Here is a 23,458-nt window from a genome sequence, read left to right as displayed (position 1 = left end):
AGTCTTTTTGACTATAAGTTGCTTCTGCGAAAAAACTTCTTTATTTTTAGCATCTGATAACAAACCGACCAATGGAAAACCAATCTGAATTTATACGCTGGGGCATTATAGGCTGTGGCGATGTTACCGAACGCAAAAGCGGACCTGCCTACCAAAAAACCGAAGGTTTTGCGTTACATGCCGTTATGCGCCGCGATGCCGAAAAAGCTAAAGATTATGCAGAAAGACATAACGTACCTAAATACTACGCAGATGCTGATGCGTTAATAAACGATCCTGAAATCGATGCTGTATATATTGCTACGCCACCTGATAGCCATAAGCTATATGCACTAAAAGTAGCCGAAGCAGGTAAGCCTTGCTGTATAGAAAAACCTATGGCGCCATCCTATCAGGAATGCCTTGACATTTGTGCTGCTTTTGAGGCGAAGGGCTTGCCGTTGTTCGTGGCGTATTACCGACGTTCTTTACCACGCTTTCTAAAGATAAAATCATGGATTGATGAAGGCAGGATTGGCGACGTACGACACATAAATTGGTATCTTAGTAAAATACCTTCGCCGGTAGATATCTCGGGAGAATACAATTGGCGTACTGATGCTAAAATTGCTGCGGGGGGCTACTTTGAAGACCTTGCCAGCCATGGGCTGGACTTCTTTACTTTCCTTTTTGGGAATGTAAAAGAAGTATCGGGAACTTCGCTTAACCAGCAGGGATTGTATTCTGCTAAAGATGCCCTTTCGGCATCGTGGCAGCACGAATCGGGTGTAACGGGTACCGGAAGCTGGAATTTTGGAAGTTTTGAAAGAGCCGACAGGGTAGAAATTATTGGCAGTAAGGGTAAAATTGAATTCGCCGTTTTCGAAGATGTACCGCTTGTACTTACAACTGCAGATAACAGGGAGGAACTGAGTATTGAACATCCTGAAAATATACAACTGTACCACGTTAAGAATATGCAGCAACACCTGGCAGGCAAGGGTCAGCATCCGTCATTAGGGCGCAGCGGAGCACATACCAACTGGATACTGGACAGTATTTCCGGGATACTATAGAACAAAAAAAAGGCTTCCCCAACAGAAGCCTTTTTTGTAGAACAAACCTAACCTTTTGCTGTTACCTTGCGGCAACAGTCTCAACAAACATTTTGTTATTGTACTTCATTACAAATGTGAATTTCTCAGCCTTAGTTTTGTTAATGTCAAAACGTTTTGCAAGATTAGCTTCACCTGTAAAGGTCTCGTTGTATAGTTCAACGTTATTTTCGTCATATAATTTAATTTCTACCGGCGTGTTAGCAACATCTTTAATGTTTACAGTAACAAATCCACCTTTAGAAGTAAGTACCGGTTTTAATACCTGAGCAATTGCTTTTTGAGAAACTACCGCTGTTTTAGCATCAATAGTAATTTCGTAACGCGAAACTTTGGCGCCGTTTTCTGCTTCAAGGAAGTAGCTTCCTGCAGGAAATGCATTCAGGTCATAAGTTCTACTTATTTTACCATCTTTAGATTTAATGTTTTCTTCAAAAAGTACTTCACCATCTCTTTTTGAGATAGATACGTGTGCTTTTGTATTATTAATCGAAAAATTGATCATTTTTCCAAGACCGCTCTTTACACTTACAGTAAAATCTGCATCATTTGCTCTTGCACCAAACGCAGTTAAAAACACTACAAGGGCTAAACCTAATTTCGCTACATTTTTCATACTATTCTATTTTTTGCAGGTTAACAAATTTCTATGGTGCTAAATTATATATAACCTCTAATAGTATATACTCCTATATTTTCTAATATGTATGCTATATTAACCTTTCGAAAACGATATAGGTTATTTTAATGTAAATATTGGCTATTTTTGCATAACTTTGGTAATAGAAATCATCATTAAAAAATGAAAAATCTAAATGCAACCTACGAAGTTATCGAACCTTCTTTTGGGAGTTCTTTTGCCTATTCTAAATATGTACAGAATGCTAACATTAAGGCTCACGTGTGGCATTACCACCCCGAAGTTGAACTTGTCTTTGTGAATGGTGGTACAGGCAAGCGTCAGATTGGGAGTCATATATCCTATTATACAGATGGCGACCTTATACTTATAGGTAGTAATTTACCTCATTGCGGATTTACCGATGACCATACAGGTAATAAAAACGAAACGGTAATTCAAATGAAGCCCGACTTTCTGGGAGAAGTGTTTCTGGCACTCCCAGAAACTAAGAGTATCCTGCAATTGTTTGAAAGGGCAAAAGGGGGTATTGCCTTTGGTGAAGAAACAAAAGCTCTTTTAGGTGAAAAGCTGGAAGCTATGTCAGAGCAGACTCCTTTGGAACGATTGTTAACCGTTATCACTGTACTAAAACAACTCGAAAAAGCAAACGATTATAAGATATTAAACGCAGAAGGTTTTGCCCTGGAAACACAATTACAGGATAACGACCGTATTAATATGGTGTTTAATTACGTAAAAGATAATTTCAGGGAACCCATAGTACTGGAAGATATGGCGAATATGGCAAGTATGACGGTGCCATCGTTTTGCCGTTACTTTAAAAAAGTGACTAATAAGACTTTTACAAAGTTTGTAAACGAATACCGTATTGTGCATGCCTGCAAGCTACTTGCCGAAAAGCAAATTAGTATTGCTGATGTATCTTATGAAAGTGGGTTTAATAACTTCAGCCATTTCAATAAATCGTTCAGGGAGTTCACGGGTAAGAATGCTTCGGCCTACCGTAATGAGCTTAAAGCAGTAGTACAATAATTATACAACTTCTATCCCTAAATTTTTATATGCTTTTAACGATGCGTGATCGGGATCTGCTTCGGTGATAATCACGTCGGCATCGGTAACCGGACAAACGTAAAAAGATTCTACCGTATTGGTTTTTTCGAGAGTAGATAAAGCGATGGTTTTCTCGGCACGGTCTATCATGATTTTATTTATCTGCGCATCTTCATAGATCATAGATGTTATGCCCATAGTGTGGTGAAGGCTGCAAATTCCCAGAATACAAATATCGGCACGTACATTCTTAAAGGTATCTATCGTTTCCTGTCCCATAGTGGTGAATGCAGTTTTGTGCAATCTTCCGCCTGCAAAAATAACTTCGGCATTAGGGTGGTCTTCCAAAACGTTCACTACAGGGAAGCTATTCGTCACTACCGTAATCTTAAGTTCTTTTGGCAATACAGCTGCGAGTGCTACTACCGATGTTCCTCCGTCAAAAAATACTACCTGTCCGTCTTTTAAAAATTGAATCGCTTTATGGGCTACCGTTATTTTATGCGGTTGATTATATTTTTCCCTGTCCCTGTAATGCTGCGGAATGGGGGAGTGTGCTATCGCTCCGCCACGCACCGCTTTTAGCAGGCCTTGTGTATCGAGCTCTTTAATATCACGGCGCACGGTATCTTCCGATACATTAAGCAGGCTGCTTAACTGATCCAGCCTTACCTTATTATCTTTCTCCAGTGTATCTATTATTACCTGTAGTCGTTCTTCTTTTACCATGTTAACTGCAATATATTGCAAATATAACAATTTGTTTGCAAATATTTAGTGCAATAATTCGCAACATATTGCAAGGTTATGTAATTTTGTTGCAAAATATAGCAAATATGAGAAAAACAATTGCCATTGATATGGACGGCGTATTAGCCGATGTAGAAGACCAGATACTAAACTGGTACAAAGAAGAAACGGGTATTATCATGACCAGGCAGGACATGAAAGGCAAGCAGGAAGAAGAGCTTTTTCCTGACAGAACGATACTAAGAAAAATTTTAAACAAACCGGGATTTTTCAGGACACTGCCTGTAATGGAAGGCGCAAAAGAAGCCGTTGAGAAACTAATGGAAGAGTATGAGATCTATATAGTGTCGGCTGCGATGGAGTTTCCGTTATCATTATTTGAAAAACGTGAATGGCTAACAGAGCATTTTCCTGCAATAGGCTGGAAGAACATCGTTTTCTGTGGTGATAAGAGCATTATAGATACCGATTACCTTATTGATGACCACTGCAAGAACCTTGATTTCTGTAAAGGCAAACCATTAATGTTTACCGCATTTCATAATGTAGATAAAGACCATCACCAAAGGGTAAGTCACTGGAATGAGGTTGTAGCACTTTTAAAAACGCTGGAAGAGGTAGAGGCATAATTCGCCAAAATAAAAAACCTTCAGGGTCACAGGGAGCCTGAAGGTTGTGGGCTGTAATTATTTCAATTCTAATTTAATAACAAAAGCCTTTTCATCTATTTTTTTGGATGGTGTTTTTAAATGTACACCTATTGCATCTTGTGTAAAGACGGTATTTTCGGTACTACCCAGTATCGACGCCCTTTTTACTTTAGGCGCTTTTTTATCTGCTGTACCTAAAACCGATAATGTTATTGCAACATTCTCGCCTGGCCAGCCCAGTACTATAGCATAAACTGTATTGCCTTTTCGGGTGTAGCGGATATCCTGTGCACCATAGGTTATTTTGTCCAGGAACATTCCTGCTTTTTCCTGTTTGGTTGGGCCTTCGCCAAAAACCTTAAACGGACGTGTACCATAAATAGCCTCACCATTTACATCAAGCCATTTGCCTATCTCTAACAATATGTCCTGCTGGTTTTGCGGAATAATTCCGTTTGCCATTGGCGATACATTAAGCATCAAAGCACCGTTTTTACTGACAATGTCGGCAAGCAGGTCAACAATATCATTGGCCGATTTTAGCCCCAGATCATTCGTATAGCTCCAGCTGCCAACAGAAACAGTTTCATCGGTAAGCCAGAATTCTTTGGTAATGGCATTTTGACGGCCTTTTTCAAAATCTTCCACACTAACAGATTTTGGCAATTCGCCTTCTTTGTGTGTAATAACAACCTGTTTGCCTTCTTTCACCGAATGGTTAAAATAGTAGGCTACAAATTCTTGTTTTGTTTTCTCGGGAATCTTACTCATTTTGCTGTCAAAATAAATAAGGTCGGGAGAATAGTTATCAATCAGTTCTTTTAGCTCACCATACCAGTTTTGATAGAATTTCTCTGCCGGAATGTTACCGTACATCTGCGCCAGTTTAGGGTCTTCAGATGAGGTTGGCATATCGGGGTTATAAGGGAAGTACGAGATATCGTCCAGCCACTTGTCCTTATTGTTCTTGTTGATCTGTTGGTTACGGTCTTTATGAAAAGACGTTATCAGTTTCATTCCCCTGCCATGTATGGCTTTTTCAAGCTCGCCCACAATATCGCGGTGCGGACCCATAGCCATACTGTTCCACGGGTTTATTTTGCTGTTCCAGTTGCTCCACCCATCGTGGTGTTCGGCAACTACACCTGCAAATTTAGCCCCTGCTTTTTTAAATAGCTCTGCCCATTCATCAGCATTGAATTTCTCGGCATGAAACATCGGCACAAAATCATGATATCCAAATTTTGAAGGATGTCCGTAAATAGCAACATGATGTTTGTACTCGTCGGTACCTTCTATGTGCATATTTCTCGGATACCAGTCGTTGGCATATGCAGGGACTGACAGTACGCCCCAGTGTGCATAAATACCAAACTTGGCGTCCTTAAACCATTCGGCAGTTTCGTCGTATTTAGCAAGTGATTCCCAGTTGGGCTGGTAAGTAACATCTTTGGTTTGTGCAAAGCCTGTAAAACTTGTTACTGCTAAAGCGATCAATATTGTTTTTCTCATTTAGTATAAAGTAAAAGCCACGAATTACACGAACGGCACAAATTCAATGATTTGTGAAAATTAGTGTAATTCGTGGCTGAAAAAATTATTTTACGTTTACCGTAACTTCCTGTTTGATATCTCTTGATGAGCTACCTAATTTAAACGTGTAAGCACCTGGCTCAACCGTCCATTTTTTAGTAGCGTTATCGTAGTATGCCAGTTCTTTAACCGGTACAATAATTGTAGCTTTCGTTGAGCTTCCTGCTTTTACAAGTACTTTAGTATAGCCTTTAAGCTCTTGCGTAGCGCGCTCTACTTTAGATCCTGTTTTTGCAGCATACAACTGTACAACCTCTTTACCATCTACCTTGCCTGTGTTTTTAACGTCAACAGTAACTGTGATGGTAGCATCGTTATTGTATTCTTTCTTATCTGCTTTTGCATTAGCAAATTCAAATGTAGAGTATGACAGTCCGTAACCAAAAGGATAAAGCGGTGCTATGTTTTTAGTATCAAACCAACGGTAACCAACAAGAATACCTTCTTTGTATTCTACAGTTGCACCACCAGGGAAACTTTTTGTAGCATGTGCCGGAGAATCTTCAATTTTCTTAGGCATAGTCCAAGGCAGTTTACCCGACGGGTTTACTTTACCTAATAATACATCCACTATAGCATTTCCGGCTTCAGACCCGTTGTACCATCCCCAAACAATAGCGGAGTTTTGAGCTACTACGTTGTTGATGTCATAAGGAGCACCTGCAACAAAAACAACAATAGTTTTAGGGTTAGCAGCTTTAACGGCAGCAATAAGTTTCTCCTGTCCAAAAGGCAGGCTTAGGTCAGTACGGTCAGAAGCTTCTGTCTCGTAATCGCGGTTTGCTCCAACAAATAATACAGCTACATCCGATTTTTTAGCAGCAGCTACAGCTTCCGCAACTAATTTAGGGTCAAGGTCTGTTACAGTTTCTTTTACTTCCTGTGTTACCTCGCCAAATTTCATTTCTTTTTTAGGCTTGAAAAGCGTTTTGTAACCTTCGGCATAATTAATAGCAACCGATTTAGGCAATTTCGCTTTTAATGCATCAAGCGGCGTAACCTCATGTTTTGTCTTAACACCTGCACCAAAACCACCCTGAGCGTGTTTTTGTGTTGCATTAGCACCGATGATAGCAACGCTTTTTAAATCAGAAGTATTTAATGGTAAAAGGTTTTCTGTGTTTTTAAGAAGTACAACCGACTCAGAAGCGATGTTATACGCATCTTTATAATGTGCATCTGTAGAAATGCTTCCTTTAGCACGGCCGTTTTTTTTACCCATTGCTTTAACATTGTAAAGCAGTTTTAGTATTCTTTTTGCATGCTTGTCAACTTCTGCTTCACTAACAGAGCCATCTTTTACAGCTTTAAGAAGTGGATTAGCAAAGAAATGATCATCAAACGAAGCAGTTGGTGTTCCCATTTCAAGGTCGGTTCCTGCTTCAAGGGCTTTTTTAGTGCTGTGTACAGCAGCCCAGTCAGAAATTACAATTCCTTTAAAGCCCCACTCATCCCTAAGAATGTTCTGAAGCATATATGGGTTTTCACATAGGTAATCACCTCTAAATTTATTGTAAGCGCCCATTACAGTATACGCATGTCCTTTAACAATAGCATCGTGGAATGCGGGCAGGTAAATTTCGCGAAGCGTACGGTCGTCTGTTAGTACATCAACAGTACCACGGTTCGTTTCCTGGTTGTTTACCGCATAGTGCTTTATACATACCGCAACGTCATTCTGCTGAACACCTGTTACATAAGGAACAACAAGTGTTTTGTTCAGGAACGGGTCTTCGGTCATGTACTCGTATGTACGTCCTCCAAGAGGTGTACGGATGATATTGAATGCAGGAGCAAGCAAAACGTCTTTATCACGTGCGCGTGCTTCTTCACCTATACTTTTACCAAATGTATGTGCCATTTCTGGGTTCCATGTAGCAGAAAGTCCACCACCGGCAGGGTAGTAAGTCGCAAAATCATCAGTATTTCCGGCAGGTGCCCAGCTGTTACGCGATATTTCTTCACGAACACCAAGGGGACCGTCAGCCATGTGTACTTCAGGAACGCCAAGACGCTCTATGCCCTTGTTGGTAAACATACTGTAACCATGCAGAAGGCCAATTTTTTCTTCAAGTGTCATTTGAGAAACGATCTTGTCGATCTCTGCATCATACTCGTCACTCATAGGAGTACCCTCATAGTTTGCAGCAATAGTTCCGCTGTCTGCCTCTACGGCATCACCATCTTTTTTACATGATGCCACAACCAGCACAAGTGCTGCCGAAAGGCATACCATTTTATTTTTCATAAGTATAGAAGTTTATTGTGTCTTAATTGTTTTTGTTACTTCAATAGCGTTTGATGCTCCGCCCGCCTGTAATTCTAAAGTTCCGTTTTCCAGCTCAAAGCGATGGTTTTTGGGATTCCAGTATTCAAGGTCTTTGGCTCTTACGGTAAGTACCACGGTTTTGGTTTCACCCGCTTTTAGTGCAACACGCTTAAATGCTTTAAGCTCTTTAGCAGGACGCTCTATTTTAGAGTTAATGTGCTTTACATAAAGCTGAACCACCTCTTCGCCATCGCGGCTGCCTGTATTGGTAACCGATACATTTACGGTAAGGTTTTCCCCTTTTTTGATTACATCTTTATTGGTATTAATCGTTTTGTACCCAAAAGTAGTATAGCTTAAGCCGAAACCAAAGTTATACAAAGGTTTCCCTTTAAAGTACATATAAGTACGCCCGTTCCTTATGTTATAATCCAATAGGGTAGGCAGGTCAGTAATATCGCTTACCCATGTCTGGGTTAACCTTCCGGCAGGGTTGTAGTCGCCAAATAAAACATCGGCTAGTGCAGTACCCGTCTCCTGGCTGTTGTGCGTCATGTGCACAATAGAAGGTATATGCTCCTGTGTCCAGTTTATAGCATACGGAAAACTGCTCATTAGTACCACAACCGTGTTAGGGTTCGCCTGATGTACTACTTTAATAAGGTCTTCATACTCCAGTGTTATCGATTGCCTGTCTACCGATTCTTTACCATCGCTCGGCACAGGGCAATCTGCCCAGCCCGCATCGCACCACGGGTGGTTACCTGCAATTACAATGGCAATATCGGCTTCCTTTGCCAGTTTAGCGGCTTTACCGTCAATGTTGTTAAGTGCATACGTTACCTCTATGGTTTCACCGGCTTTGGCTTTAATGCCTGCAAGTGGTGTAACGGTATAAGGAGGTGTTCCGCTATACCAATCCAAAAGTACTTCATCGGCACGGGGGCCGATGACAGCAATACGTTTTATTTTCTTTTTATCTATCGGAAGCAATTGCTTCACCGGATCGTTCTTTAAAAGTACGATTGATTTTTGCGTAGCTTCCAATGCCAGTTTTTTGTGTGCATCGGTAGTCCACGGGTCAACAGCATTTTTATCGGTGCCTATTGCTGCATACGGATTACCTTCTGCCGGATCCAGCATTCCCAGTGTTATCATTACACGGAAATCACCGCGAATAACTTCATCAATCTCTTTTTCTTTCAGGTAGCCGTTCGCCACAGCACCATACACAGCATCTATATATTCGTCTAAAAACTGGTTGATGCCCGCTTTTACGGCTGCAGCAGCACCCAGGTATTTATCGGCATAATATTTATGATCAGATAATAATAGTGTAAAAGCACCACCATCAGTACAAATAATACCGTTCTGCCCCCATTCTTTAACGGTAATGTCTTTAAGTATAGGGTGAACCATTCCTGGAATACCGTTGATCTTATTATAAGCCGCCATGTACGCACGCGATCCGCCGTCTACAACACCCATCTGAAAAGGTAGGGCATAGTACTCACGTAATAAACGTTCATCAAAATCAGATGAGGTATACGTACGCCCGTCTTCATTGCTGTTGGCTAAAAAATGTTTCATTAACGATGCAGTCTGCCAGTATTTAGGATGTTTACCCTGAAGCCCTTTTACAAAAGCTACTGTCATAGTGCCGTTAAAAAAGGCATCCTCCCCATAGCTTTCTTCGGTACGTCCCCAGCGAGGGTCGCGGGCAATGTCTGCGTTTGGTGCACGCACTACCAGTCCGCCGCGGTTATACTTTTGTAATGCATAGCGGGTTTCAAAAGCCTCTACATTGGCTACTTTTTCAAGCAGTTCGGTGTCCCAGGTTTCGCCCAGTCCGTAAGCTTGCGGAAATGTTGTAGTAGTAAGCGGCTCTTTGCCTTTACCACCCCAGTTTCCCGGAGCTCCGCCAAGTGCCAATCCATGCAGGCCCTCTACATGCCCGGTGCCTTTAACACCCAGGCGTGGAATTGAAGGGTTGGTGCTTAATACCTGTATCTTTTCATCCAGCGTCATAAGCGAAAGCAGGTTGTCAATACGCTTTTCGGTATCCAGATTTGGATTCTGAAATGGATATTTCTGCTGCGCCGATACCGATGCCGTTACCAGTAACAATATGTATAAGGCATACTGTTTCATGGATTATAGTTTTTTAAAGCGGATAGCCGTACCACCCGAAATTGGCAGTTTCAGCGTAAGTTTATCTTTAGCGGTAACATTCTTTTTAGATACTGCTACATCGCCCGGGTTGTGGTTTTCATCTGTACCCGGCGCATCAGCATATATCTGGGCTTCGTATTTTGCTTTCGGATCAAGAAAAGACAACGAAACATCAAGTGTACGTGCTTCTTCATTCGTTAAGCTCCCTAAATACCAGTCGTCGCTGTTGCGGTCTTTACGGGCAGTAGTAATGTATTTGCCAATTTCACCATTCACGATTTTAGTATCTTCCCAATCGGTAGGCACATCTTTCAGGAATTGAAATTCCGGCTGTCCTTCATAGTTTTCAGGAAGGTCGGCAAGCATTTGTATTGGCGAATATAGTACAACATACAATGATAACTGTTTGGCAGCTGTAGTGTGTACGCGCCTGTTATTAAAGCCCTTTTTTTCTTCAACATCAATAACACCCGGTGTAAAATCCATAGGACCTGCAAGCATACGTGTAAATGGCAGTATTGCTTCATGGCTAGGCGGGTTACCTTCACTCCACGCATTATATTCCATACCGCGTGCACCTTCACGTGCCATCATATTGGGGTATGTCCTGCGTTCTCCTGTATCTTTTATAGGTTCATGAAAGTTTACGGCAAGGCCGTACTCTGCCGCTTTCTCTAATACAAAACGATAATAGCGCACCCCGAACTGACCGTGGTGCCATTCTTTCATATTTAGTTTAGAACCAACCTGACCTATCTTGATATCATGTATTCCTAATTTTTTATACAATGCAAAACCTTCGTCAATCTCTTTAAGGTAGTTTACAATGTTAGACCCTGTTTCATGATACCCTATAAGGTGAACATTTTTTTTGTTACAATATTTTACTACCTCTTCCAGGTTAAAGTTATCGGCGCTTTTCGTAAAGCTAAACATGTGCATCCTGTTTTCGTACCATGCAGGAGTCCATCCTTTGTTCCATCCTTCAATCAATAAGTGCTGAAAACCTTCTTTTGCCGTAAAGTCTATGTATTCTTTTGCATTTTTGGTAGTGGCACCCTGTTTTTCACCTTCCCAAAAGGTATACTTGCTAATGTGCATACCCCACCATATACCTAAATATTTAAATGGCTTTATATAAGAAAGGTCTTTAAGTTTGTTAGGTTCGTTAAGGTTCAATATAATATAGGAGTCAATAAGATCACCTGGCTTTTCGCCAATCTGTATAGTCCTCCAAGAAGATGTAAAACTCCCTTTATAACGTGCTTTAATTCCATCTGCCCATGGCACAAGGTCAGATTTTAAGTTTGAACCTTTAGTATGCTCAAGGACCATACTAGGCCAGTCTACAAGGTTAGCTTCGTGAAAACTTATTACAGTATTTTTGTTTTCAACGGTCATTGGTGTATGTACCGACCCCAGTTTGCTCACCGCAGATGCAGTATATAAGTATTCGTATCTGTTCTCCTGATATGCAGGTATAGACCATGCTTTACCATCTTCTTTTAGATTAAAAGCGGTAACTTCATCCATTACAAAAATGCTGTCTTTAATGCCCTGTTCAGGATATACGTATCTAAAAGCCACACCGTCATCAAACGCGCGAAACTGAATTTCAAGCTTACGTTTATTGGCATCTTTGCTGTTTAGCATAACAACCAGCTCGTTATAATGGTTACGTATGTTTTTCTTTTCGCCCCAAACCTGTGTCCAGGTATCATCGTGCGATGTCGTTTTTACGTCGGCAATTTCAAAGTTTTTGGTAAGGTTTTCGTCTTTTAGTACAAAACCCATTGCCGATGGCGTAATGACATCTGTCTTACCGTGCTTAACCGCATAGGTAGGTGTGTTATTAACCAATTCGAAATTAATAGTGTTTTTGCCTCCGGGCGATTTAAGCTCGTAAGCGCTTTTTTTGTTCTGCGCAATTCCGGCAATTGCCGAAATTAAAAGTGCAGGAAGTATAATGTGTTTTAATGCCATACTATTGGTTTATGCGGGTGATTTTTTAAAAACCCGGGAACCGGAAGTCAAGCGGTTCCCGGGGAACTTAAGAACTAACCCAAATAGTCACAAAAATTATTTTATTAACTCAGTTGCGATATTGTTTTCCGTTGAATGGATTTAGACTTTCGAAACCGTCTTTATTTACAATTTATTCTGCCGAAACTTTAATCGTTTCGCTTTTTAGTCCGTTTGCACTGGCGGTAAGCTCAATGCTTCCTTTTTTGTCTGTAGACTGTACAATAACAAGGCATTTACCGTTTAACGCAGTATGTTTTGTGCCTTTGTACGATTCATGGCTCACAGGGTCGCCACTGCAAACACCTACAATTTTGCCATTACCATTTACACTAAAGTTTATTTCGTTGTTTGCTGTTGCGTCAAAAACACCTTTAGCATCATAAATATCAACCGTTATAAAGCTAAGGTCGTTACCGTCTGCCTTAATGTTGGTACGGTCGGCAGTAAGTTTAAGGGCAGCGGGTGCGCCGGCAGTTTTAACCTCTTTTTCAAGAACTGTTTTTCCACCTTTACGCGATACTGCCTTCAACGTTCCCGGAGCATAAGGCACACGCCACATGACATGCAGGTCGTCTCCTTTTTTGCTTTGCTTCCCTACCGATTTTCCGTTAAGGTAAAGCTCTACTTCATCGGCATTGTTATAGTAAGCCCAAACATCAACCGTTTGACCTTCTTTCCAGTTCCAGTGCGGTAAAATGTGCAGTACATCTTTTTTAGTCCATTCACTCTGATACATATAGTATACATCTTTCGGGAAGCCCGCTAAATCTACTATACCAAAATAAGAACTGATAGATGGCCATAGGTATGGCGTTGGTTCACCTATATAATCAAAACCTGTCCAGATGTAAAAACCTGAAAGGTAGTCGTGTTTCTTAATTACTTTCCACGTAGCTTCATGTGTTGAGCCCCATGGTGTCTGCACCTGATCGTACGCCGAAACAGTATTGCCCGGGTTACCATCATGAAACGGAATATCCCAACGTTTAGGCCATAGCTTTATAGTATCCGACTTTTCATCATAATACCCTCTTGTCTGTAAACCCGAAGTTGTTTCGGTAGCAATAAACGGAGTCTTAGGGAAGTTGATCTTATGGTTGGCATAGGTTTGGTGTGCGTAATTGTAACCTATAAGATCAAGTGCTCCAGATCCTGCCAATGCATTAGGCTGTGCGGCCGTTTCTGCAAACTGAATATTAATGTCGCCATTTACAATAATCGGCGGATTCATAGCTGCCGTTACAGGGCGGGTCGTATCAAGTGCTTTTACAATAGCAGTTAATTCTTTACCTATCCTTGCGCCATTCTCATTCCATTGTTCCGGAATTTCGTTGCCAATACTCCAAACAAATACACTTGGGTGGTTCCTATCCCTTAAAATTTGTGCTTCAAGGTCAATTTTATGCCACTCTGCCCATGCAGTACTGTAGTCGTCTTTGTTTTTTGACTGTTCCCACATGTCAAAAGCTTCATCCATAACAATAAAGCCCATTTTGTCGCAAAGGTCTAGTAACTCGGGAGCAGGAGGGTTGTGCGATGTACGTATGCCGTTAACGCCCATTTCCTTCATGATTTCAAGCTGGCGTTCTATAGCCCTTGTATTAATGGCAGTTCCTAACGGACCCAGATCGTGATGAAGGCAAACGCCTTTAATTTTAAGTTGTTTTCCGTTTAGTAAAAAGCCTTTATCAAGGTCAAATTTAAAATTACGGATACCGAAAGGTGTGCTGTAAGTATCTACAACATCGTCACCTATTTTAATTTCGGTTATAGCGGTGTAAAGTTCCGGCGATTCTACATTCCATAGTACCGGGTTGTTTACATTGTTTTCCTGTTTAATGGTTTTTTCGGCATTCGCCGGAAGAGAAACTTTCTGGCTTGCAGATGTTACCTCTTTATCTCCTTTATATAAAGTAGTAGTAACCGTAGCCTCTTTAGCATTGGCATACTCATTTTTAATAGTAGTTTCTAAAGCAACAGTTGCTTTTTCTGCAGAAACCTGTGGTGTAGTAACAAACGTTCCGTATTGTCCTACGTGTAGTTTGTCGGTAGTCTGTAGCCATACATTACGGTATATACCCGAACCCGAATACCAGCGTGAGTTAGGCTGTTTTGAGTTGTCTACTTTTACAAGAATTTCATTTTTGGCATCGCCATAGTTAAGGTAGGGGGTAAGGTTATATTCAAAACCTATATAGCCATTAGGGCGTTTGCCTAAATAGTGTCCGTTTATATATACCTCGCTGTTGCAGTATACGCCATCAAACACTATAGATGTAATTTTAGTGCTGTCGGCAGCGGTAACGGTAAATGTTTTTTTGTACCAGCCAAGTCCGCCAACAAGTGCGCCTCCGCCGGTGCCCGTTGGGCTATTCTCATCAAATTTACCTTCTATACTCCAGTCATGGGGAACAGAGAGGGTTCGCCACTGTGTGGCAGTGCTAATAGTATCTTTATCTTTAGCAGCATCATTTAAATGAAACTGCCAGTCTTTATTAAAGGCTACTTTGCGGTTGTTTGCTTCTTTAGTATCTGTACTGCTGCAACCGGCTATGGTAAGTAGCCCGGCAATAGCAAATGCTGCGAATATAGATTTGGTTTTAGTCATAGTTGTTTTGGAAAAAATGCCGGTAAGCGGTTTTTTGGATTCGCTTACCGGCAGTATGCTTATTGTTTTGGTTTAAAGTGGAAAACGATTTGCCATAATCCTTCGCCAGACCTACTTTGGTCACGCATAACAGAAAGTCGCATTGAGTTTTCGCTTATCTCCAATACCCTAACAGATTTCCAGTTGCTTACATCCAGGTAGTAGTTACCTCCGTAAAGAAGTTCTGCACCACCACTAAAATTCATGGTTTTACCTTCTAGGTTGTAGTTAAATGTACCTGTTTTAGTTGTTTGAGCATTACCTGTAAGAGCGGTTTGTGTTACACTCATGTTGTAACCACCGTCAAGGTCAAAAGTCATTTCGCCCCAGTTCTTATTTTCCATTACCCAGCTATTGCCTGCATAGTCAGGGTACCAGTGGTCTTCTGTAGTTTCAGGATATCCAGGGTTTGCCCATCCCACAGGGCTTTCCATATCCAGTACCCATGTTTTACCATCGGCACCGTTAGTAAGCCAGCCCCATTCTTCAGCGCTGAAAAATTCTTCATCATTTTCTGCAATAGTTACTTCAACAGGAGCAGCATCAACCCTTCCGCCTCTTGTAAAAGCGGTAAAGTTAATATTGTATTTACCTGCAAAAGGTAAAGTAACCTGGTTTTGATTTTGGTTAGAATGCCCAAGATCATTGCCTTTAGCATCTACATAACTCCAGTAAGGTGTAATACCTTCTGTAGTATTTGTCATAGTAACCACGTTACCATTAGTAGTTACGTTTATATTTATGTCTGAAGGTTTAAGTGTTACAGCAGGAAGGCTCTCACGATCTTCAACCGGCTCGCATGCAACTACGGTTGCCATTGCTACAAAAGCTGCGAGTAATTTTATTATTTTCTTCATGATCATTTAAAATTTTTAGTTGTTATTACCAACCCGGGTTTTGCTGTATAGTTCCGCCTGAAATAAGTACCTGAGATTGCGGTAAACCAAACCAGCCCAAAGTTTCTGTTCTAAAGTTTACTTCAAAACCATTCGGCATGCTTGTAGCATCTACAGCAGCTTTTGTAGTAGCCATATCCTGTCTGATAAGGTCAAACCAACGGTGTCCTTCCAGTGCAAGTTCCAGCCTGCGCTCGTTCATAATAGAAGCTTTGCTTACAGGAACATTGTTTGTGTCGTTACCAAATGCACGTTCACGAACCCTGTCAAGACATAATTGTGCAAAAGATGCATTAGTGTCAAGGTTAAGCTCTGCTGCCATAAGAAGTACGTCAGCGAAACGGATTACAGGATAATCTTCGTAGTTATCAATCTGGAAATCACCACCACCTGCTACCACAAGACCTTGTCCGGCTTCGTTAGTAATAGGCATCATTTTTTTCCAGGCGTAACCTGTGTACTGGCGTTGTCCGCGTGCATCTGCTTCGAATCCAAGGTTTTCTGCCTCGAAATCAATGATTGTAGCGCTTTTACGAACGTCTCCAGGCTGATAAGCGTTAAACAAAGCAGGTGTTACAGGAGCGCCACCCCATCCTTGTGCATACGGTTTTAGGTCTCCACCTCTAATAGCGATGTTTACAGCAAAACGGTTACCTTCATGAAGATCCCATATTGCGTTACCAGAAGCATTGTAACGAATAGCAAACAGCATTTCGTTGTTGCCTTCTCCGGCATATTCTACTCCCGCAGAAGCAGCCGACGCAAGCCAAAGGCTTCTAAAGTCGCCAATAAGGTCATGACCGCTGTTAGTTACAACATCATTAATATAGGTTACAGCATCTGCTTTAGTAATTACACCTGCAAGATCCGGTTTCTCATAATAGTCAGTGTAGAATATAAAGGCTTTGGCAAGGTATGCCGCTGCAGCCCATCTTGTTACACGTCCGTAATTAGCATTAGAAGGCTGAGAGTAATTTTCTGTACCCAGGTTATCTGCAGCAAATTTAAAATCGCTTGCAATAAGTGCATACGTTACTTCTGCCGATTCTCTTGGAAGTTTAAACTGGTCTTTAGAAACCGTGTGGTCTAAAGGAACGATGTCTCCAAATACCCTTGCAAGTTCAAAATGAAAGTGCGCTCTTAAAAAACGGGCTTCTGCCTCGTAACGAGTTTTAAGTGCTGTATCGCTACCCCATTCTACCTTGTCAAGGTTTTCAAGCAAGATGTTAGCCCTGTAAATACCAAGGTAGCATGTTTGCCAGATTGGGCCGTTCATCTCTTTATCCGTTGAAAACTGAAAACGGTCAAGATCTAAAGCAACGTTACTATCGGCTGTACCAAAACCACCGTAACAGTCATCAGATGCTGTTTCTGTGTTTAGTAAAAACCCTCCGTAGCCTTCACGCTGAAGCACGTCATAAACGGCTACAAGTCCCTGATAAGCATCCTTTGGTGTTTTGTAAAAGTTCTCCTCTACTTTATCAGTATAAGGTTCATTTGTTATAAATTCTTCAGAACACGCCCCTAAAGCAAGCACTGACGACAAACATACTATTTTAATATACTTTTTCATTTTCAAAACTTTTTAGAAATTAGCACTTAAACCAAACATAAATGTTCTTGGCTGTGGGTAAAAACCAACATCAATTCCTCTTGCCCAGCTTTGGTTTACGTTACCAAAACCAACCTCAGGATCCATACCAGGATATTTAGTAAAAGTAAACAGGTTGTTTGCAGATACATAAAGTCTCAACTGGCTGAAGGTGTCACCTATAACATCGCTTAGTTTAGCAAGATCGCATCCTAAGGTAACAGTTTTTATCCTGAAGAAATCACCATCTTTCATATAAAGGTCAGAGAATTTCGTCTGGTTACCATTATCTGTTGTACCATATGTAACCCTTGGTGTAGTGTTAGATGTACCTTCTCCGGTCCATCTGTCAAATACATCTGTAGTATAGTTAAAGAAAGGTCTTCCGTAATCACGTACACCGTAAGCAATCTGGTTACCGCCAACACCGTAAGTGTATACAGAAAGGTCAAAAGCTTTATAGTTTAATGTGAAGTTAAGTCCATAATAGAAATCAGGATTCGGGTCACCAATTTTAGTTTTGTCATCTGCGTTGATAACGCCATCGCCATTACGGTCTACAAATTTAACATCGCCGGGTGCAGCACTTGGCTGTACAGGGTTGCCGTTTTGAGCGTAGGCATCAATTTCTGCCTGGTTCTGGAAGATACCATCTGTCTGAAGTCCGTAGAAGAAGCCGATAGGCTGACCTTCCTGAACACGGTTCATCTCATCAATTCCCTGGAAAAGAAGGTTAGATTCTCCATTGATGATACCATTTTGGTTGGCAATACGTGTCACCTCATTTTTGTTATGAGAGAAGTTTGCATTTACAGAAAGTCTCCAGTCTTCGCCAAAGCTTTTTGTGTAGCCAAGTGCAACTTCAAAACCTTTGTTGGTTACGTCTCCACCATTGATGAACGGAGCTAATGCACCCGCATATTGCGGAGCAATTGCCTGTACTAACCAGTCTTTTGTTTTCTTGTTGTAGTAATCTACAGTAAGGCTAAAGTTTTGGAACAGTGTAGCGTCAAAACCAATGTTTAACTGCTCAGATGTTTCCCATTTCAAGTCAGGGTTGCTAATGTAATCCGGGCTGGCACCAACTTGCAGAGGGATTTCGTTATCGCCTGTACCAAAGTGGTAGTTTTTATCGAAGGAACTGATGGTAGACATATACGCGAACCTTCTTGGAAACTGGTCGTTACCGTTCTGACCCCAGCTACCGCGGATTTTAAGTGCGTTGAGTAATTTCGGATCATCAGAGAAGAAACCTTCCTGATCTACGTTCCAAGCACCCGAGAATGCAGGGAAAACAGCATATTTATTGTTAGGTCCAAATTCTGATGAACCGTCTCTTCTTATTGTAGCTGTTACAATATATTTATTGTCAAAGTCATATAATAGCCTTCCAAACAATGAAGCAATATTGTATGGTGTTTTTCCACCTGTTACAGTGTTCTGTGTTCTGTCGGTAGTATTGCTAAGGTAAGCATGTTTAAAATCATCAAAGATCAGGTTCTTACCTGTACCACCTGCATATTCTGAGATAAATGAACGGGCAGAAGTACCTGCAAGGATATCAAAGTTATGTTTTCCAAGGCTAACTTTGTACTGTAGGGTGTTATCCCATGTCCATGAAAAATTGTTGGTGTTGTTTTGTGTAACCGAAGATATAGTGTTGTAAGACACTGTAGATAATTGATATATTGGTAAGAACGAACGATAAGAAGTGTCGTTTACATCTATACCAAACGATGTCCTGAAAGTAAGTCCTTTTACAAGATCTACTTCTGTAAATAAATTACCAACATAACGGTTTGTTTTAGTCTCGTTAAAGTTGTTGTAGTATAACAATCCTGCAGGATTGGTAATGTCAGAGCTAATGTCTGAAGAACCGTAAGAACCGTCTGCGTTGTACGTAGGGAAGTTTGGAGGTGTATTTAAGAACCCTCTTATTGAGTTGTTATATATACCATCATCAGCAATACCACTGCTTTTTACGTTACTATAAGTAAAGTTTTCTCCAAATCTCCAATTGTCTTTTATGTTATATGTACTGTTCATTGTAAAACTTACACGGTCGTATTGCGACTGACCTGTGTTTCCGCCTATAACGCCTTCCTGGCCGTAGTAAGAAAGTCCTGCGTTGTAAGTAGCTTTTTTATCCCCACCCGAAATTACTAAAGAGTGGTTTTGTTTTACAGCACCATCTTTAAATAGTTCTTTCTGCCAGTCGTTTGTTTTTGCATTATTAATTTGCTCCTGAGTGTAAAGTGGTGCCATACCGCTGTTTACACGAGCCTCATTCATAATAATGCCATACTCTCTTGCATCAAGCAGATCCAGTTTTTTGTATACGCTTTGAAAACCTGTGTAGCTATTAAATGCTACATTCATTTTGCCTTCGGCTCCTCTTTTAGTAGTTACTAAAATTACACCGTTAGCAGCACGAGCACCATAAATAGAAGCAGCAGCAGCATCTTTAAGAACGTCCATCCTTTCAATGATAGACGGGTCAAGATAGCCAATACCGTTATCTACGATAACACCATCTACCACATAAAGTGGGTTGCTGTTACCTGTAGTACCTGCACCACGAATGTTTACCACCATAGCTGCACCCGGCTGACCTGATGAAGATGTAATGTTAACACCCGAAGACTGCCCTTGTAAAGCACTTGTAGCATCTATACTGTTTGTTTGCTGTAAATCTTTACCGTTTACAACAGTAGTAGCCGCACTGGATACTTTTCTTTTTTGGGTTCCGTAGCCCACAACTACCACTTCTGATAGTTCTGAAGCTTCAGCTTTTAAAATTACTGAGATAGCCGACTGATTGTTTACAGCAACTTCCTGTGGCGCGTAGCCAACAAAGCTGAAAACCAATGTTGCATTTGGGCTAACTGCAATTTGATAATTTCCATCAATGTCTGTTGATGCACTGTTTTGTGTGCCCTTTTCTAAAATGCTTACTCCCGGTAAACCCATGCCATCATCGGCACCGGTTACCACGCCTTTCACGGTTTTTTGTTGGGCAAAAACCGATGAAAAGCTTAGCATAAATAGAAATGATAAGCAAAAGGTAGCCATTTTAGGCGAAACGCAAATTTTACTTTTCATAATTAATTAGAGTTGTTAGGTTATAGTTTGTTAAATGTTGGGTAATCTCCTAGTAAGCGTTGGCAACAAGCTGTTCAAATAATTCCTGCTTTCCGCTTATAGGTGTAGGTTCTCCATTTCTACGGGCAATGTCGTTAAGTCCTTCTAAAGTAAGCTCTCCCTTTTCAAACTTAGCGCCTTCACCGCCGTCAAATGATTTGTAACGCTCTGTGCGTAACTTCTTGTAGTCTGTATTTTGTAATATATGGTCTGCACATATAAGGCCACGTGCAAAAGTGTCCATACCCGAAATGTGGGCAATGAATTTATCGTCAAGATCAATAGAGTTACGGCGTACTTTAGCATCAAAGTTTACACCACCGCCCTGCATTCCTCCATGCTCAAGGAAAACAAGCATAGCCTGCGTAATTTCGTAAACATCTATAGGGAACTGATCTGTATCCCATCCGTTTTGGTAATCACCACGGTTAGCATCAATACTACCTAACATACCTGCATTAGCAGAAACTAAAAGTTCATGCTCAAAAGTATGGCCTGCCAGTGTAGCGTGGTTTACCTCGATATTTAATTTAAAGTCGTTCTGAAGTCCGTATGTGTTAATGAAGTTAATACATGTAGCAGCATCAAAATCATACTGGTGTTTCATTGGCTCCATAGGTTTTGGCTCAAGTAAAAAGTTACCTGTAAACCCTTGTTTCCTTGCATAGTCACGGCACGTTGCTAAAAACTGACCCATATGGTCCTGCTCGCGTTTCATGTTAGTGTTTAAAAGGCTCATATAACCTTCACGGCCACCCCAGAATACATAGTTTTCTCCGCCAAGTGCAACAGTAGCATCAATAGCAATTTTAGCCTGTGCACCTGCATAAGCCAAAACATCAAAGTTAGGGTTGGTAGCAGCACCGTTCATGTAACGAGGATTGCTAAAAAGGTTAGAAGTACCCCAAAGCAGTTTTATACCTGTTTCATGTTGTTTTTGTTTAGCGTACTCAACCATTTCCTGAATACGTCTTTCAAACTCAGCAAGCGTGGAAGCCTCATCTACCATATCCACATCATGGAAACAGTAGTAAGGAATTCCAAGTTTAGACATGAATTCAAAACCGGCATCCATTTTTTCTTTAGCTCTTGCTATAACATTTTCGTGGCTGTCCCATGAAAAAGTTTCAGTAGGGCTTCCGAAAGGATCTCCGCCTTTATTGTTAAGCGTGTGCCAGTAAGCCATTGCAAACTTAAAGTGGTCTTTAAGTGTTTTGCCCGCTACCACACGGTTTTCGTCATACCATTTAAAGGCAAGAGGGTTATTGCTTCCTTTGCCTTCGTATTGTATTTTATCTATGTTTTTAAAGAATGATTGATTTGTCGTTGTACTCATTTGGTTGCATTATATTAATATTGTTCTTCCATAATTCATAGATCTCAGCATACTGCTGGATCAAAGCAGGGTTTGGCTCTATGCGGTCAAGGCAGGTAAGGCTTTCAAACGCTTCGTTAAGCGAGTTGTAGTAGCCGAAACCATAAGCCGCTCCACGCGCTGCACCATCGGCACCCGCTGTGTTGTAAAGCTCTACCGTTGTTTGTGTAGTGTTGGCAAATATCTCACGGAACACAGGGCTTAAAAACAGGTTGGCTTTACCGGCACGTACTACAGTACCCGATACACCTACCGATTTCATGACATCAAAACCATAGTTCATTGCAAACACGATACCCTCGCAAGCAGAGCGTACCAGGTGTGACGACTGGTGTATGTTGAAATTCAGGTTTTGTATGCCCGATGTAGCCTGTTTGTTGTTAAAAATGCGTTCAACGCCATTGCCAAACGGGTAAAAACGAAGTGCTTCGCTGCCCGGTTGCGCTTTAGCAGCCTCGGCATTAAGCCTTTCGTATGATATAAGTTCGTTGCCGCCCAGAGACATTATCCTGCGCAGCCATTGGTATAATATACCCGAGCCGTTAATGCAAAGCATCACGCCATTACGTTTTTCGGTTTCGGTGTTGTTTACGTGTAAAAAGGTATTGATGCGGTTGTTCGCATCGTACGTGTCGTTTTCGCTAACAGCATATACTACTGCCGATGTTCCTGCTGTAGTAGCTATTTCGCCCGGGCGAAGAACATTAAGCGATAATGCATTGTTAGGCTGGTCTCCCGCTCTATACGTGATTTTTACAGATGGGCTAAGACCAAGGTCTACAGCGACTGAAGCGCTAATGTCTGCCTGATGACCAAAGTTGGGTACCACTTCGGGCACAAGGCTCGAAGGTATATCCATAGCGTCGAGTACTTCTGTAGCCAGTTGTCCTTTAGTAAAGTTCCAAAGGGTAGCTTCAGATAGTCCGGATGTGCTGGTTTGTGCTTTGCCTGAAAGTTTTGCGGCAATAAAATCGCCGGGAAGCATAAAGTGTGCTGCTTTAGCAAATACTTCGGGTTCGTTATCTTTAACCCACTTAAGTTTAGATGCTGTAAAGTTGCCGGGGCTTCCTAAAATAAGTTTCTGAGAGTTTAAATGACCCAGTTGACTGTAAATAGCGTCGCCAATTTCAGCAGCACGGCTATCACACCATATGATTGAAGGGCGTACCGGGTTAAGATCTTTATCGGTTAAAACCAAACCGTGCATCTGGTAGGCGATGCCTATACCTGCTATGCGTTTTAGGTCTACATTGTGTTTGCTGCCCAGTTGGCCAATTCCGGTTTTTACATATTCCCACCATTGGTTAGGGTCTTGTTCTGCCCAGCCAAATTTTGGGGCAACCATCTCCATTTCAAAATCTGGGACGCTTACCGAAGCTATAATGCTTCCTTTTTCGGCATCCAATACCGAAAGTTTAATTGATGAGCTTCCTAAATCTATCCCTAAAAAATACATAACGTGTGTTTTGTTTGTTTTATAAACCAATCATGAGCAAAATTCCGGGGCAAATATACTACAACGTTTTTCCTTATGGTTAATTTGACCACAAGTATAGAAC

The 23,458-nt window shown here is 41.3% G+C and carries 14 protein-coding genes and 1 pseudogene; 3 read left to right on the top strand and 12 right to left on the bottom strand.

Translation table 11 applies throughout. From position 1 onward, the window contains the following. Positions 1 to 71 precede the first annotated feature (71 nt). Positions 72 to 1,055, top strand: a complete 984-nt coding sequence (locus ALW18_08485; protein AOE52538.1) for an oxidoreductase — start codon at positions 72 to 74, stop codon at positions 1,053 to 1,055. Between the two features lie 295 nt (positions 1,056 to 1,350). Here ALW18_08485 and ALW18_08480 read toward each other — a convergent pair. Beyond that, positions 1,351 to 1,710, bottom strand: a pseudogene (locus ALW18_08480) (hypothetical protein). A 186-nt stretch (positions 1,711 to 1,896) separates the two neighbouring features. Between ALW18_08480 and ALW18_08475 the strand changes: the two are divergent. Then, complete coding sequence (locus ALW18_08475; GenBank protein ID AOE52537.1) at positions 1,897 to 2,769, top strand: AraC family transcriptional regulator; 873 nt, start codon at positions 1,897 to 1,899, stop codon at positions 2,767 to 2,769. Here the strand turns inward: ALW18_08475 and ALW18_08470 are convergent, their stop codons facing one another. Next, positions 2,770 to 3,519, bottom strand: coding sequence for a DeoR faimly transcriptional regulator (locus ALW18_08470; protein AOE52536.1), 750 nt, complete (start codon positions 3,517 to 3,519; stop codon positions 2,770 to 2,772). 107 nt (positions 3,520 to 3,626) lie between these two features. On the opposite strand from ALW18_08470, the gene ALW18_08465 reads away from it, so the two are divergent. Beyond that, complete coding sequence (locus tag ALW18_08465) at positions 3,627 to 4,169, top strand: 5'-nucleotidase (protein AOE52535.1); 543 nt, start codon at positions 3,627 to 3,629, stop codon at positions 4,167 to 4,169. Positions 4,170 to 4,226: 57 nt separating this feature from the next. Here ALW18_08465 and ALW18_08460 read toward each other — a convergent pair whose 3' ends face one another. The 10 genes from ALW18_08460 to ALW18_08415 all read right to left on the bottom strand — a co-directional run bounded on the left by ALW18_08460 (position 4,227) and on the right by ALW18_08415 (position 23,355). Then, on the bottom strand, positions 4,227 to 5,702 hold the full coding sequence (locus tag ALW18_08460) for an alpha-L-fucosidase (GenBank protein AOE52534.1): 1,476 nt from the start codon (positions 5,700 to 5,702) through the stop codon (positions 4,227 to 4,229). Positions 5,703 to 5,787: 85 nt separating this feature from the next. After that, a complete protein-coding gene (locus ALW18_08455; GenBank protein ID AOE54360.1) occupies positions 5,788 to 7,935 on the bottom strand; it encodes a glycosyl hydrolase family 3 in 2,148 nt (715 codons plus the stop codon). Between the two features lie 108 nt (positions 7,936 to 8,043). After that, complete coding sequence (locus ALW18_08450) at positions 8,044 to 10,203, bottom strand: glycosyl hydrolase family 3 (GenBank protein AOE52533.1); 2,160 nt, start codon at positions 10,201 to 10,203, stop codon at positions 8,044 to 8,046. Positions 10,204 to 10,206: 3 nt separating this feature from the next. Next, positions 10,207 to 12,207: an alpha-glucosidase gene (locus tag ALW18_08445; protein ID AOE52532.1), complete on the bottom strand. Its 2,001-nt coding sequence runs from the start codon at positions 12,205 to 12,207 to the stop codon at positions 10,207 to 10,209. Positions 12,208 to 12,379: 172 nt separating this feature from the next. Then, entirely contained in the window at positions 12,380 to 14,857 is a 2,478-nt protein-coding gene (locus tag ALW18_08440) for a glycoside hydrolase (protein ID AOE52531.1), read from the bottom strand. A gap of 59 nt (positions 14,858 to 14,916) precedes the next feature. Beyond that, a complete protein-coding gene (locus ALW18_08435; GenBank protein AOE52530.1) occupies positions 14,917 to 15,753 on the bottom strand; it encodes a hypothetical protein in 837 nt (278 codons plus the stop codon). A 25-nt stretch (positions 15,754 to 15,778) separates the two neighbouring features. Continuing rightward, on the bottom strand, positions 15,779 to 17,365 hold the full coding sequence (locus ALW18_08430) for a carbohydrate-binding protein SusD (protein AOE52529.1): 1,587 nt from the start codon (positions 17,363 to 17,365) through the stop codon (positions 15,779 to 15,781). A 12-nt stretch (positions 17,366 to 17,377) separates the two neighbouring features. After that, the gene (locus ALW18_08425) at positions 17,378 to 20,485 is read right to left on the bottom strand and encodes a TonB-dependent receptor (protein AOE52528.1); all 3,108 of its coding nucleotides are present in this window, start codon (positions 20,483 to 20,485) and stop codon (positions 17,378 to 17,380) included. Between the two features lie 49 nt (positions 20,486 to 20,534). Next, positions 20,535 to 21,860, bottom strand: coding sequence for a xylose isomerase (locus ALW18_08420; protein ID AOE52527.1), 1,326 nt, complete (start codon positions 21,858 to 21,860; stop codon positions 20,535 to 20,537). Further along, positions 21,829 to 23,355, bottom strand: a complete 1,527-nt coding sequence (locus tag ALW18_08415; protein ID AOE54359.1) for a carbohydrate kinase — start codon at positions 23,353 to 23,355, stop codon at positions 21,829 to 21,831. Before ALW18_08415 ends, ALW18_08420 begins: the two co-directional genes overlap by 32 nt. Positions 23,356 to 23,458 lie beyond the last annotated feature (103 nt).

The sequence above is a fragment of the Flavobacterium psychrophilum genome, assembly GCA_001708385.1.
In the GTDB taxonomy this organism is placed as follows: Bacteria; Bacteroidota; Bacteroidia; order Flavobacteriales; family Flavobacteriaceae; genus Flavobacterium; species Flavobacterium psychrophilum_A.
Note: the sequence above shows the minus strand (reverse complement) of the source record. Positions and strands in the feature narration are given on the sequence as shown.

Bases quoted from the DNA above. Each gene is read 5' to 3' on its own strand.
- ALW18_08485 (AOE52538.1), top strand. From the start codon at position 72: ATGGAAAACCAATCTGAATTTATACGCTGGGGCATTATAGGCTGTGGC.
- ALW18_08475 (AOE52537.1), top strand. From the start codon at position 1,897: ATGAAAAATCTAAATGCAACCTACGAAGTTATCGAACCTTCTTTTGGG.
- ALW18_08470 (AOE52536.1), bottom strand. From the start codon at position 3,519: ATGGTAAAAGAAGAACGACTACAGGTAATAATAGATACACTGGAGAAA.
- ALW18_08465 (AOE52535.1), top strand. From the start codon at position 3,627: ATGAGAAAAACAATTGCCATTGATATGGACGGCGTATTAGCCGATGTA.
- ALW18_08460 (AOE52534.1), bottom strand. From the start codon at position 5,702: ATGAGAAAAACAATATTGATCGCTTTAGCAGTAACAAGTTTTACAGGC.
- ALW18_08450 (AOE52533.1), bottom strand. From the start codon at position 10,203: ATGAAACAGTATGCCTTATACATATTGTTACTGGTAACGGCATCGGTA.
- ALW18_08445 (AOE52532.1), bottom strand. From the start codon at position 12,207: ATGGCATTAAAACACATTATACTTCCTGCACTTTTAATTTCGGCAATT.
- ALW18_08440 (AOE52531.1), bottom strand. From the start codon at position 14,857: ATGACTAAAACCAAATCTATATTCGCAGCATTTGCTATTGCCGGGCTA.
- ALW18_08435 (AOE52530.1), bottom strand. From the start codon at position 15,753: ATGAAGAAAATAATAAAATTACTCGCAGCTTTTGTAGCAATGGCAACC.
- ALW18_08430 (AOE52529.1), bottom strand. From the start codon at position 17,365: ATGAAAAAGTATATTAAAATAGTATGTTTGTCGTCAGTGCTTGCTTTA.
- ALW18_08425 (AOE52528.1), bottom strand. From the start codon at position 20,485: ATGAAAAGTAAAATTTGCGTTTCGCCTAAAATGGCTACCTTTTGCTTA.
- ALW18_08420 (AOE52527.1), bottom strand. From the start codon at position 21,860: ATGAGTACAACGACAAATCAATCATTCTTTAAAAACATAGATAAAATA.
- ALW18_08415 (AOE54359.1), bottom strand. From the start codon at position 23,355: ATGTATTTTTTAGGGATAGATTTAGGAAGCTCATCAATTAAACTTTCG.